This is a genomic window from Pseudomonas sp. R25(2017), assembly GCF_002112565.1.
GTDB classification, from domain to species: domain Bacteria; phylum Pseudomonadota; class Gammaproteobacteria; order Pseudomonadales; family Pseudomonadaceae; genus Aquipseudomonas; species Aquipseudomonas ekonensis.
In genome coordinates this window covers 171694-186298 of record NZ_NEHZ01000013.1, presented here as the reverse complement: position 1 = coordinate 186298, position 14605 = coordinate 171694, and the positions used below count along the sequence as shown (strand labels likewise).

2 protein-coding genes (1 of these 2 cut by a window edge) are annotated in these 14605 nt (G+C 69.7%); both read right to left on the bottom strand.

Translation table 11 applies throughout. The features are described 5' to 3' along the window. Positions 1–53, bottom strand: partial view of a non-ribosomal peptide synthase/polyketide synthase gene (locus tag CAG31_RS18100; RefSeq protein ID WP_085583611.1) — the 5' end (the start) only. The gene continues 21001 nt to the left of window position 1, outside the view; 53 of the gene's 21054 nt are visible here — the first part of the coding sequence; its start codon is at positions 51–53; its stop codon lies off the left edge, out of view. Then, complete coding sequence (locus CAG31_RS18095) at positions 50–14605, bottom strand: non-ribosomal peptide synthetase (protein WP_085583609.1); 14556 nt, start codon at positions 14603–14605, stop codon at positions 50–52. The genes CAG31_RS18100 and CAG31_RS18095 overlap by 4 nt, the downstream gene beginning before the upstream one ends.

The window sequence follows — 14605 nt, the reverse complement described above, 5'->3', positions numbered from 1 at the left end:
GCCAATTGGATGTCTTTCGCTTTGAGTGTCGCCAACAGTTCGATCAGGTTCACAGAACGATCTCCATTCTTTCCGTAATTGCCGCGTAACCGGCCAGGGTCGGGTGTTCGAACAGCGCCCTGACGTCGGCTTCCATGCCTTCTTGTCGCAACCGGCCGATCAGACTGACCGCCAGCAGCGAGTGCCCGCCCAATTCAAAGAAATGGTCGTGCCGGCCGATCCGCTCCACCTTGAGCAGTTCGGCCCACAGCCGCGCGAGGATGATTTCCGTCTCCCCCTGCGGGGCTTCGTATTCGCGGGTGATGACCGAGGTCTCATCCGGCGCCGGCAGCGCCCGGCGGTCAAGCTTGCCGTTGGGGCTCAGCGGCAACGCCTCCAGGTGCACGAACGCGGTCGGCACCATGTAGTCCGGCAAGCGCGCCAGCAGATGGCTGCGCAGGCTCGCGGCGTCTTGGCGCTCGCCGGTGCAGTAGGCCACCAGCCGCTTGTCTCCGGACGCCTCTTCGCGGATCAGCACCGCTGCCTCGCGCACGCCGTCGACCTGCTCCAGGCACGCCTGGATCTCGCCCGGTTCGATACGCAGCCCGCGCAGTTTCACTTGGTCGTCGTTGCGCCCCAGGTACTCAAGCTGGCCGTCGGCCCCGTACCGGACGATGTCGCCGGTGCGGTACATCCGGGCGCCCGGCCGGGCGCTGAACGGATCCTTGAGGAAACGCTCGCCGGTCAGCTCCGGTCGGTTCATGTACCCCCGGGCCACCTGCACCCCGCCGATGCACAGTTCGCCCGGCACCCCTTGCGGCACCGGTTGTTGCCCGGAGTCCAGGACGTACAGCAGGGTGTTGTCCACGGCACGGCCGATGGGCGGCGCGTGCTGCGGAGCGGGAGCGGACGGGTCCAGCGTCCACACCGTCGCATCCACCGTGGTTTCGGTCGGGCCGTAGACGTTGTGCAAACGCACCTGCGGCAGACGCTCGCGCACCTTGCGCGCCAGCGCGGCGCTCAGCTCGCCGCCGCCGCAGAACACATCGGTGAGGCAGGTGCACTGGCCGGCCTGCTCAAGTTCGATGAACTGCTGCAGCAGCACCGGCACGAACTGGATCACGCTGATGCGCTGCTCGATGACCAAACGCACGAGCTCGGCCGGGTCGCGGTGGTCGTCCGGGCCGGCCAGCACCAACCGCAGACCGGCGGTCAGCGGCCAGAAAAGCTCCCACACCGACGCGTCGAAACTGTACGGCGTCTTCTGCAACAGGGCGCCATCCACCGCCTGCGGGCAGTGCCGGGCGCTCCAGTGCACCAGGTTGACCAGGCTGCGGTGCTCGACCATCACGCCCTTCGGCCGCCCGGTGGTGCCGGAGGTGTAGATCACGTAGGCCAGGTTCGACGGGCTCAGGCCCGGCACCGGCGGGGCCGTGTCCGGGTTGGCCTGCCAGGTGCAGCGTTCGAGGTCGACCTGCGCCACCCCGGTGCCCTCCAGCAAGGCGCGGGTGGCGCCGTGCATCAGCACGGCCACCGCTGCGCTGTCCTTGAGCATGTAGGCCAAGCGGTCCGCCGGGTAGCCCGGATCCAGCGGCACGTAGGCACCGCCGGCCTTGAGGATCGCCAGCAGGCCGACCACCATGTCCGGCCCGCGCTCGACGCAGATCGCCACACGCGAGTCCGGCCCGACGCCCAGGTTTTGCAGGTGATGGGCCAGGCGGTTGGCCTGCCCGTCCAGCTCGGCGTAGCTCAGGCGCTGCCCGCCGCACTGCACCGCTACGGCCAGCGGCGAACGTTGCGCCCGGGCCTCGAACAGAGCGTGGACGGTCCGCTCCAGGTCGTGGCCGATCTCGGCGGCGTTGAGGCCGGACAGCACCTGGCGGCGCTCCTCGTCCGGCAGCACCGCCAACCGGTTCAACGGTTGCTGCGGTGACTGCTCCAAGGCGTCGACCAGCGCCGTCAGCGCCTGCTGCATGTAGCCGCACACCTTCGCGGCGCCGATGCGGGCCGGTGTCATCGCCGTGAGCGTGAACCCGCTGCCCAGATCGTCGACACTCAGGCTCAACGGATAGTTGGTGCGTTCCTCGCTGGCCAGGACCTCGACGCCCTGCCAGGCCTCGCGGATGGCCTGTTGTCGCGCTTCGCTTTCGCCATGGCGATAGTTGAGCATTGCGCTGAACAGCGGCAACGTCGCGGCCACCCCGCTGCAACGCTGGGCCAGCGCCAGCGAAGCGTGCTCATGCCCCAGCAGGGCCGTGAGCCGGTCATGGGTCGCCTTGACCCCGGCCCGCACGCCGGTCTCGCCCAGGTCCACCCGCAGCGGCAAGGTGTTGATGAACATGCCCATTGCCCGGTCGGCGCCGCTGCCGCCCTGCATCCGGCCCAGCAGCACGGTGCCGAACACCACCCGCTCCTGGCCGGACGCTGCCCCCAGCACCCGCGCCCAAGCCAGATGGAACAGGCTGGCGGCGCTCACCCCGGCGAGCCGCGCCTGGCTGCGCAGGCGCAGGGCCAGCGCTTCAGGCAGCGCCCGGCTGGCCTCTTCGATGCGATTGCCGTCACCGCGCACATCCTGCAAGCCGAACGGCAACGTAGGTTCGTCGATGTCGCCGAGCATGTCGCAAAAGAACGCTTCGTGCTCCTGCTCGCTGACGCCCAGACGGGTCTGGGCCACGTAGTTGCGGTAAGGCACCGAGGCCACAGGCACGCGGTCTTCGCCCCGCATGATGGCCTGCATTTCATGGCCTACCACGTCCAGCGCCGTGTGATCCATGGTCAGGTGATGGAACAGCAGCATCGCGGCGATCCGGCCATTGGCCGGATCCTGCGCATGCACCAGCCGGATGATCGGCGCCTGGCTGATGTCCAGGCGCACCTGCCGCGCATCGAACCGCGCCTGCAACTGCCCGGCCACGTCGCCCTGCGCCGGATCCGCCGTCACCTCTTCGAGCGACAGCGCGGCATGGCGCCAGACCACCTGCACCGGCGTCGCCAACCCCTGCCAGACCACGCCGGTGCGCAGGATGTCGTGCCGAGCGATGACTTGATCGAGCGCTGCGGCGAAGGTCGCCAGCCGCGCCGGGCTGTCGAACGCCATCTGCGATTGCAGCAGGTACGGGTCGCCCTCCACGGCGCTGAGGTGGTGATAGAGAATCCCCTCCTGCAACGGCGCCAGCGGGTAGATGTCCTGCACGTTGGCCGCACCGCCGGGCACCGTGGCGATCACCCGGTCGATGCTGTCTTGATCCAGCTCGATCAGGGTCAGCAGGTCCGGGGTGATGCGGGTGCAGCCGTCCGGGATACGGTTGGGCGGCACGGCCACTTCGCGCCCGCTGCCCACCGCCGCGGCCAGCGCCGCCAAGGTCGGCTGGCTGAACAGCACGCGCACGTCGGTGCTCAGGCCGATCTGGCGCATGCGCTCGATCAGGCTCACCGCCAGCAGCGAATGCCCGCCCAGTTCGAAGAAATGATCGTGGCGGCCGACCTGCTCCACCTTCAGCACGTCCGCCCAGATCTGCGCCAGCGCGGTTTCGACCGGGCCCTGCGGCGCTTCGTAGCCACGGCTCAGCCAGGCGTCCGGCCCCGGCTCGGGCAAGGCCTTGCGGTCCAGCTTGCCGTTGGCGGTCAGCGGCAAGGCGTCGAGCCGCACATAGGCCGCCGGCACCAGCGCCTGCGGCAACAGGCTGTGCAGATGGCTGCGCAGTTCGTCGATGCCGACCGCTGCCTGGGCGGTGAACCACGCCAGCAGTTGCCCGTCGCGCACCAGCGCCACGGCCTCCTGCACCGCCGGATGGCGGGTCAGCGCCGCTTCGATTTCCCCCAGCTCGACCCGCACGCCGCGCAGCTTCACCTGATCGTCGTTGCGGCCCAGGTACTCGATGTTGCCGTCGGGCCGCCAGCGCGCCAGGTCGCCGGTGCGGTACATGCGCGCCTGGGGCTCATCGCTGAACGGGTCGTCGAGGAACCGTTCGGCCGTCAGCGGCGCCCGGTTCAGGTAACCCCGCGCTACCCCGGCGCCGGCCACGTACAGCTCGCCGGCCACGCCGACCGGCACCGGCCGCTGCTGCTCGTCCAACAGGTAGACCCGGGCGTTGGCCATCGGCTTGCCGATGTGCAGCGCGCCGCCCGCCTCCACCGGCCCGGAGGTGGCGACCACCGTGGCCTCGGTCGGGCCGTAGTTGTTGACCACCGCGAAGGTCTGTCCGCGGTTGAACTGGCGCAGGCGGTCGCCGCCGATCAGCAAGGTGCGCAAGGTCGGGTGCTGCAGTTCGCGGCTGAACGCGTACTCGGCCACCGGCGTCGGCAAGAAGCTCACCTGCAACGGCTGCGCCCGCCACCAGTCGAGCAGTTCGTCCAGGTGCTCATTGCCGATCGCGGCCGGCGGCAGGTGCAGGGTCGCGCCCATGCACAGCGCCGGCCAGACTTCCCAGGCCATGGCGTCGAAGCCGAACCCGGCGACGCTGGCGGTGTGGCTGCCGGCGTGCAGGTCGAAGGCTTCGGCGTGCCAGTGCACGAGGTTCTCCAGGGTCGCGTGCTCGACCATCACGCCCTTGGGCTGGCCGGTGGAGCCGGAGGTGTAGATCACGTAGGCCAGGTGCGCCGGGGTCAGGGTCGGCAGTTGCGGGTTGCTGTCCGGCTGCGCCTGCCAGTCGCCGGCGTCCAGGTTCACCGCCGGCAGTGGGCCGGTCAGGTGCAGGGTCGCAGCCTGCGCGAGCACCGCCACCGGGGCGCTGTCCTGCAACAGGTAAGCGATGCGCTCGGCCGGGTACGCCGGATCCACCGGCACATAGCCGGCGCCGGCCTTGAGGATCGCCAGCAGCCCCACCAGCATGTCCGGGCCGCGGTTCACGCAGATCGCGATGCGATCGTCCGGCCGCACGCCGAGACCGAGCAAATGATGGGCCAGGCGGTTGGCGCGGCGGTTGAGCTGAGCGTAGGTCAGTTGTTCCGCGCCTTGGATGACCGCAGGCGCCTGCGGGTCGCGCTCGGCCTGGGCCTCCACCAGGGCATGGATCGTCGCGCCCCGGGGATAGGCCGTCACCGGCGGGTTGAAGCCTTCCAGCAATTGTGCCTGCTCTTCGGTCGAGAGGATCGGCAGACAGTTCAGCGCCACCTCCGGCGACTGCTCCAGCGCGTCGACCAAGCGCTCCAGCGCCGTGTGCATGTAGGCGCAGATGCGCTGCGCGCCGATCCCGCCCGCCGCCAGCACCGCCAAGGCGAACCCTTCGCCCTGGTCATCGACGCTGAGGGTCAGCGGGTAGTTGCTGCGCTCTTCGCCGCCCAGCAGCTGCACGCCCTCCCAGATCCCTTCGCCGTCGCGGGCCTGGTGTTCGGCCGCGCTGTAGCGGTAGTTGAGCAGCGCGCTGAACAGCGGCGACGAGCCCGGCACGCCGCTGCAACGCTGGGCCAACGCCAGCGAGGCATGCTCATGGCCCAGCAGCGCGGTGAGCCGGCCATGCACGGCCCTGACCCCGTCGCGCACGCCTTGGCCGACGTCGACCCGCAACGGCAAGGTGTTGATGAACACCCCCAGCGTCCGGTCGGCGCCCTCGCCGCCCTGCATCCGGCCCATCAGCACGGTGCCGAACACCACGTCGCGCCGGTTGGCCAGCACGCCCACGACCTGCGCCCAGGCCAGGTGCATCAGGCTCGCGGCGCTGACGCCCAGTTGCCGCGCCTGGCCGCGCAGGCGAAGGCTCAGGCCGTCGTCCAGCGGTTGCTGGGCTTCCTCGATGTCGCGTCCGTCACCTTGCACATCGTGCAAACCGAAAGGCAGCGTCGGCTCGTCGATGTCGCCGAGCATGTCGCGGAAGAACGCCTCATGTTCCTGCTGGCCCGCGCCCAACCGGGCCTGGGCCACATAGTTGCGGTACGGCGTCGGCGCGGCCAGCGTGTCGGCGCGGTCGAACATGAACGCGCGCATTTCCTGGCCCACCACCTCCATGGCGGTGTGGTCGAGGATCAAGTGATGGAACAGCACGATCGCCACCACCCGCCGCTGCGCCGGATCCTCGGCGTAGACCATGCGCAGCAGCGGTGCGCGGCTCAGGTCGAAGCGGTGATGGCGGGCGTCGAAGCGTTGGTGCAGCTGTTCGAGGATGTCGCCGTCCGCAGGCGCCAGCGCCACGTGCTGCAACGCCAGGTCGGCATGGCGCCAGACCACTTGCTGCGGGCTCGGCAAGCCTTCCCAGACCACGCTGGTGCGCAGGATGTCGTGGCGGGCGATGACCTTCTGCAACGTCGCGGCGAAGGCATGCAGGCGCTCGACGCTGTCGAAGGCCATGCGCGACTGCAGCAGGTACGGGTCGCCCTCTTCGGCGCTGAGGTGGTGATAAAGGATGCCCTCTTGCAGCGGCGCCAGCGGGTAGATGTCCTGCACGTTGGCGGCACCGAACGGCACCGTGGCGACGATGCGGTCGATGGCGGCCTGATCCAGCTCGGTCAGGGTGAGCATGTCCGGGGTGATGTGCGTGCAGCCCTCGGGAATGCGGTTGGCCGGCACGTCGATCTCGCGCCCGCTGCCCACCGCAGCGGCCAGCGCCGCCAGGGTCGGCTGGCTGAACAGGGCGCGCACGTCGGTGCTCAGGCCGATCCGGCGCATGCGTTCGATCAGGCTGACCGCCAGCAGCGAGTGGCCGCCCAGCTCAAAGAAATGGTCGTGCCGACCGACGCGCTCGACCTTGAGCAAGCTGATCCAGATCTGCGCCAGGGCGGTTTCGACCTCGCCCTGCGGGGCTTCGAAACCACGGCTGATCAGCGCCTCCCGGTCCGGCGCCGGCAAGGCCTTGCGGTCCAGCTTGCCGTTGGCGGTCAGCGGCCAGGCGTCCACGCGCACGAAGGCGGACGGGATCATGTAGTCCGGCAGTTGGTCTTGCAGGGCCGCGTGCAGTTCGGCGGCGGTCGGCGCCGAAGCGTTGTTGCCCGCGATGAACCACGCCACCAGGCGCTTGTCGCCCGGTTCGGCCTCACGCACCAGCACCACGGCTTCGCTGACGCCGGCGCAGGCGGCGAGGCGGGTCTCGATCTCGCCGAGTTCGATGCGGAAACCGCGCAGCTTCACCTGATCGTCGTTGCGCCCCAGGCACTCCAGTTGGCCCGGCGCCATCCAGCGTGCAAGGTCGCCGGTGCGGTAGAGCAAGGCACCGGGCCGGTCGCTGAACGGATCCTTGAGGAATTTCTCGGCGGTCAGGTCCGGCCGGTTCAGGTAACCCAGCGCCACGCCGTCCCCACCGATGTACAGCTCACCGGTCGCGCCGCACGGCACCGGCTGCTGCCGGGCGTCGAGCACGTACACCTGGGTGTTGGAGATCGGCCCGCCGATGGACACGCTCTCGGCGTCCGCCGCCACGTCGCGCACCTCGAAGGTGGTCGCGTAAGTGGTGGTTTCGGTCGGTCCGTAGCAATGCACGATGCGCAGGTCCGGCGCCTCGGCCCGCAGACGGCGGAACACCGCCGGATCGCCGCGCTCGCCGCCGCACAGCAGGATGCGCAAGCCTTTGAGCGCCTGCGGGATCAGTTGCACGTACTGGTTGAACAGCGCGGTGGTGACGAACAGCACCGTCACCCCGGACGCCGTCAGCGCCCGGCCGAACGCCTGCGGATCGAGCAAGGTGCGGTGGTCGATCACCACCACCTGGCCGCCGTTGAGCAGCGCACCCCAGACGTCCATGGTGCTGGCGTCGAATGCCGGGTTGGAGGCGAACGCCACCCGGTCTTCGGCATTGAAGTCGGCATAGCCGTTGTTGATCACCAGCCGCGCGACGGCGCGGTGCGGCACCAGCACGCCTTTGGGGGTGCCGGTGGAGCCGGAGGTGTACATGATGTACGCCACCGATTCGGACGACTGGTGCAGCTCCGGGTTGTGCACCGGGTGATGGTCCAGCGCCAGGGTGTCGAGGTCGAGGCGCCACGGGGCATATTCGGCGGCCTCGTCGGTGCGGGTCAGCAGCATGACCGCCCGGCTGTCCTGCGCCATGAACGCCTGGCGCTCGGCCGGGGCGTTGATGTCCAGCGGCACGTACACCGCCGCGCATTTGCCGATCGCCAGTTGCGCCACCAACAGGTCCAGCGACCGGGGCAGCAGCGTCGCCACGCTGTGGCCCGGCTGCACGCCCAGTTCGATCAGGTAGTGGGCGAGCCGGTTGGCGCGCTGGTTGAGTTCGCGGTAGCTCAACTGCGCCTCGCCCTGCACCGCCGCCAGCGCATCCTGACGCAGCGCGGCCTGGGCTTCGAACAGGCGGTGGACGGTCTGCTTGCACGGGTATTCGCGGCCGGTCAGGTTGAAGCCGATCAGCAGCCGCTGGCGCTCGCCCGGCGACAGCACCGACACCTGATGCAGCGGCCTGGCCGGGTCGTGCTCCAGTGCGTCGGCCAGCCCCAGCAGGGCCGTCTGCAGCAGGTGGCAGACCCGCGCCCCGTCCACGTCCGGCACGGCCTGCACCGTCAGGCGCAGCCCTTGGCCGAAGTCGTCGACGTTGACCGCCAGCGGGTAGTTGCTGCGCTCGCGGGAGCTGAGGACGTGGATCCCGTCCCAGTCCAGCGCCGGCGCCTGCGGCGCGCTGTGGCGGTAGTTGAGCAAGGTGCTGAACAGCGGCAACGCGCCCGGCACGCCGCTGCAACGCAGGGCCTGGGCCAGTGACGCCTGTTCATGGCCGAGCAGTTGCGCCAGCCGTTGATGAGTGGCACGCACGCCCTCTTCCACCGGCGCCGATCCGGCGCCGACCCGCAGCGGCAACGTGTTGATGAACATGCCCAGCGCCCGCTCGGCGCCCTCGCCGCCCTGCATCCGCCCGAGCAGCACGGTGCCGAACACTACGTCGTCGCGGCCGGACATCTGCGCCAGCACCTGGCCCCAGCCTTGGTGCACCAGGCTCGCCAGGCTGATGCCGAGCCGTCGGGCCTGCTCGCGCAGGCGTTCGACGAGGCTGTCGTCCAGGGCCATCTCGCTTTCGATGACGGTGCTGCCGTCGCCGTGCACGTCGTGCAGACCGAACGCCACGGTCGGCTCCTCGATGTCGCCGAGCATCTCGCGGAAGAACGCCTCGTGGGCCTCGGCCGCCGCGCCGAGCCGCGCCTGCGCCACGTAGTTGCGGTACTGCACCGCCGCCGGCCCTTGAGCGGCGCGGTCGTTGAGGGCATCGCCCATCTCCGCCACCAGCACCTCCAGGGCGGTGTGGTCGAGCACGATGTGATGCAGCAACAGGATGCCGACCCAGCGGTTGCGTTGCGGATCCTGGGTGTAGGCGAACCGCATCAGCGGCGCGCGCTCGAGATCCAGGCGATAGCGGCGCGGATCGAAGCGTGCCTGCATCTGGCGCAGGACATCGCCGTCCAGCGGATCGACATCGACCCGTTCCAGCGCCAGCGGCGCCTCGCGCCAGACCACTTGCACCGGCTCCTCAAGGCCTTCGCCGACCACGCTGGTGCGCAGGATGTCGTGACGGGCGATGACGCTGTTCAAGGCCCGCACGAACGCCTTGACCTGCGTCAGCGTATCGAAGGCGAACTGCGCCTGGAGCACGTACGGATCGCCGTCGGCGGTGGCCAGGTGGTGGTAGAGAATCCCGGCCTGCAGCGGGGCCAGGGCATAGATGTCCTGCACGTTGGCGACGCCGCCGGGCACGGTCTCGACGATGCGGTCGATGGCCGCCTGGTCCAGCGTGGCCAGCGGCAGCAGGTCCGGGGTGATGCGGGTGCAGCCAGGCTCGATGCGGTTGGCCGGCACGCTGACCGTCTGCGCCGCGCCCAGGGTCGCCGCCAGCGCAGCCACGCTCGGCTGGCCGAACAGCACGCGCACGTCGCAGTGCAGTTCCTGCTGGCGCATGCGTTCGATCAGCTTGACCGCCAGCAATGAATGGCCGCCCAGTTCGAAGAAGTTGTCATGCCGGCCGACCGAGTCCAGCCCCAGCACCGCCTGCCAGATCGCGGCGATGCGGGTCTCCGTTTCGCCGACCGGCGCTTCGAAGCCACGACGGGCGAAGGCCTCGCCGTCAGGCTGCGGCAACGCCTTGCGGTCCAGTTTGCCGTTGGCGGTCAGCGGGAAGGCGTCGAGCCGCACGAACGCGCTCGGCACCATGTAGTCGGCCAGCGACAGCAGCAGGCGGTCGCGCAGGTGCGCCGCGCTCGGCTCAAAGCCCTCGTCGGCCAGCCAGTACGTCACCAGGCGTGGCTCGCCGGGGGTGTCCTCGCGGGCGATCACCACCGCTTCGCGCACCCCGTCGCACTCGGCCAGGCGCGCTTCGATCTCACCCAGCTCGATGCGGAAACCTCGGATCTTCACCTGATCGTCGTTGCGCCCCAGGTATTCGAGGCTGCCGTCCGCCGCCCGGCGCGCCAGGTCGCCGGTCTTGTACAGGCGGGCCTCGGCGCGGTGGCTGAACGGGTCGGCGATGAAGCGTTCGGCCGTGAGGGTCTCTCGGTTCAGGTAGCCGCGGGCCACCCCGGCGCCGCCGACGTACAGTTCACCGGCCACACCCACCGGCAACGGTTCGCCGCGGGCGTCGAGCACATACAGTTGCAGGTCGGGGATGCGCACGCCGATGGGGCTGGCGCCGACCGATTGGGCGTCCGCCGCCTCCAGCGGCCGATAGGTCACGTGCACCGTGGTCTCGGTGATGCCGTACATGTTCACCAGCCGGGTGCCGGCGTTGCCGACCCTCGCGTACCAGGGCTTGAGCGAGCCGGGTTCCAGCGCCTCGCCGCCGAAGATCACCTCGCGCAGGGAATGCTGCAACGGGCTGCGGCCCTGGGCTGCGATCAGCTGGCGGAACGCGCTGGGCGTCTGGTTGAGCACCGTGACGCCGGCGCGGCACAGCAGCGCGTAGCACTCGTCCGGCGAACGGCTGATGCGCTGCGGCACCACCAGCAACTGCCCGCCGAACGCCAGCGCGCCCCAGATCTCCCAGACCGAAAAGTCGAAGGCAAAGGAATGGAACAGCGCCCAGACGTCCTTCGGGTTGAACTGGAACCAGTCGTGGGTCGCCGAAAACAGCCGGGCCACGTTGCGGTGCTCGACCATCACCCCTTTGGGCTGGCCGGTGGAGCCGGAGGTGTAGATCACGTAGGCCAGGTGCGCCGGCGTCAGCTCCGGGACCTGCGGGTCGAAGTCCGGTTCGGCCTGCAGGTCGTGGTCGTCGAGGTCGACCGACGGCGCCGTGGTTGCCCCCAGCCGGTCCCGTGTGCCGGCCTGCATCAGCACCGCCACAGGCGCGCTGTCTTTGAGGGTGAAGGCGATCCGCTCCAGCGGATAGGCGGGATCGATGGGGACATAACCGGCGCCGGCCTTGAGCACCGCCAGCAGGCCGACGATCATCTGCGGACCGCGTTCGACGCAGATCGCCACCCGGTCATCCGGGCGGATGCCCATGGCCAGCAGGCGGTGGGCCACCCGGTTGGCCTGGCGGTTGAGCCCGCCGTAGCTGTAGGTCTTGCCTTCGAACAGCAGCGCCACGGCCTGGGGCCGGCCCTGTGCGTGGGCTTCGAACTGCTGATGGATCAGCGGCGTGTCGGGGAACGTGCGCAACGGCGCGTTGACGCCATGCAGCAGGTATTCGCGCTCGGCGGCCGGCAGGATGTTCAGGCTGTGCAGCGGCGCCTGCGGGCGCTCCTGCAAGGCATCGGCCAGGCTCTCCAGCGCCGTGTGCAGGTAGCCGGCGATACGCTCGGCGCCCAGGGCTTCGTCGGCCAGCGCGGTAATGCGCAGGTCCTCGCCCAGATCGTCGATGTTGACGGTCAATGGGTAGTTGGTGCGTTCGCGGGCGCCCAGCACCTGCACGCCGGGCGCCAGGTCGATCACCTCGGCCACCTCTTCGGCGCTGCTGTGGCGGTAGTTGAGCATGGCGCTGAACAGCGGCGTCGGCACCGCCACGGCGCTGCAGCGCTGGGCCAGCGCCAGCGGGGCCTGCTCATGGGCGAGCAGCGCGGTCAGGCGCCGATGGGTCGCCAGCACACCGTCGCGCACGCTGCCGTCGCCGACATCCACCCGCAGCGGAAGGGTGTTGATGAACATGCCCAGGGCCTGCTCGACACCGTCGCCCGCCTCCATCCGCCCCAGCAGCACGGTGCCGAACACCACCGCCGTGCGCCCGGACAACTGCCCCAGCACCCGCGCCAGCGCCAGGTGCATCAGGCTCGCCACGCTCACCCCCAACTGCCGGGCCTGCCCGCGCAGGCGCAGGCTCAGGTCGCTATCGAGCATGCGCCAGGCCTCTTCGATGCCTTGGCCGTCGCCCTGCACGTCGTGCAGGCCGCCGGGCAGCGTCGGCTCGTCGATGTCGGCGAGCATGTCGCGGAAGAAGGCCTCCTGCGCCGCCTCGTCCGCCTCCAGACGGGCCTTGGCCAGGTGATTGCGAAACGGCACCGCTGCCGCAACCTCTTCGCCGCGGCCGAGCAGGTGCGCCTGGATTTCCCGGCGCACCACGTCGAGGGCGACGTGATCCATGATCATGTGGTGGAACAGCAGCAGGGCCACCACCCGGCCGTTGGCCGGATCTTCGGCGAACGCCAGCCGCAGCAGCGGCGCATCGATGTCTTCGCCGCCCTCCTCAAGCGGGGCCTGCACCGGGGCCAGGTGCAGGGTCGCGCCCACGCACAGCGCCGGCCAGACCTCCCAGGCCATGGCGTCGAAGCCGAACCCGGCCAGGCTCGACGCATGGCTGCCGGCGCGCAGGCCGAAGGCCTCGCAATGCCAGTCGATCAGGTTCGACAGGGTGCGGTGCTCGACCATCACGCCCTTGGGCAGGCCGGTGGAGCCGGAGGTGTAGATCACGTAGGCCAGGTGCCGGTGGGTGAGCGCCGGCACATCGGGCCTGGCCGGGTTGATCGGCCAGCGGCGCCGGTCCAGCTCAACCACCGGCACGGCGGAGTTCGGCAGGCGTTCGCGCAGATCGCTCTGGGTCAGCACCGCCACGGGGGCGCTGTCCTCCAGCAGGTAGCGCAGCCGTTCGGCCGGGTGCGCCGGATCCACCGGCACATACCCGGCGCCCGCCTTGAGGATGGCCAGCAGGCCGACCAGGGTGTCCAGCCCGCGCCGGGCGACCACCGCCACCCGGTCGTCGGGGCGCACGCCGAGGCCGATCAAGTGGTGCGCCAAGCCATTGGCCTGCCCGTCGAGATCGGCGTAGGTCAACGGCCTGCCTTCATGGATGGCCGCCAGGGCCTGGGGACGCTCCGCCGCCTGCGCCTCGAAACGCCGGTGCACGGGCTGGCCCTGGCGGAAGTCGGTGCGCGTATTGTTCCAGCGCTGCAGCAACGCTGCCTCCGCCGGGGTGGCCAGGCTGAAGTCGGCCACCGCCAGGCCGGCGTCCTCCAGCCCTTGCTCCAGCACCCACAGCAGGCGCTCGGCCAGGGCCTTGATGTCGTCGGCGTCAAAATAGGCTTCGTTGTAGACCAGGTACAGGCTGTCCTTTTCGTTGCTGCGGTTGCTGAGCAGATGTACCGACAGCGGCGTGCCTTCCTCGTGGTTCGAGACCTTGACCACCTCCCCTCGGGCCTCGCCGTAGCGGTACTCGTGGATGTCCTGCTCGTAGGACACCGTCAGTTCGAAGAGCTGCGAGCGGTCCTCGCGCAGCAGGCCCAGCGCCCGGTTCATTTCGCTGAGGGGAAAGCGCTGATGGCGGAAGTCCTGTTTCAGCTCATCGCGGATCGCCACGATCAATTGGCTGAACGACAGCTCGCGGCCAAACCCCATGCGCACGGCGCTGACTTGGGTGAAGAGACCGAGGGTGGACTTGAAACGGGCCCCGGAGCGGTTGAGCAGCGGCACCCCCACCACCCATTCGTCGCGCTGGGCGGAGCGGCTGAAATAGACGTGCATCGCCGCCAGCAGCACATGGAACGCCGAGGCGCCGAACTCCCGCGCCACCTGCTTCATGCGCTCGTGCAGGCTGACCGGGAACGGCTGGGAAAAGATCCGGCTCGGTGCCGCAGCCGGCCCGTGGCGTTCCTGATGACGGGGCAGCAGCAGGCGCTCGGGCACGTGGCGGTACTTGTCCAGCCAGTAGGCACGGTCTTGTTCGTACCGCGCACTGCCGTGGTAACGCGCATCGTCGAGGATGAAGTCGACGTAGGACGGCGCCTCTTCGGGTGGCTGGTCGCCGCTGGCCAGCGCGTTGTAGATCTCGTCCAGCGACTTGAGCATCTCGCCGAACCCCCAGCCGTCGGTGATCAGGTGGTGGGCCAGGATCGACAGCCAGTGCCGCTGACGGTCCAGCCGTATCAGCAGAAAGCGGAACAGCGGCCCGCCGTCCAGCGTGAAGGGCTGTTCGATGCGCTCCTGGATCAACGCCCGCGCCGCCGCTTCAGGGTCGGGATGGCTGGAGAAGTCATGCAGCGGCATCGGCGCCGGCAGCGACCGCGCAAAGCGCTGCAGCGGCATGCCCTGCTCGCCCGCCCCCGGCAGCAGCACCGTGCGCACGGCGTCGTGGCGGGCCACCAGGCGTTCGAGCGCCGCCTGCATCAGCTCAGGCTCCAGCGGGCCGCTCAGGTCGACATAGCCGCCGATGTTGTACAGCGGCGAATCGCCCTGACGCAGTTGATCGAGCCAGATGTCACTCTGGGCGGCGGTCAGCGCAAAGGTTTCGGCGGTCGCGGACAGTCCGTCCGCCGCATCGGCAGCAAATGAGTTCAT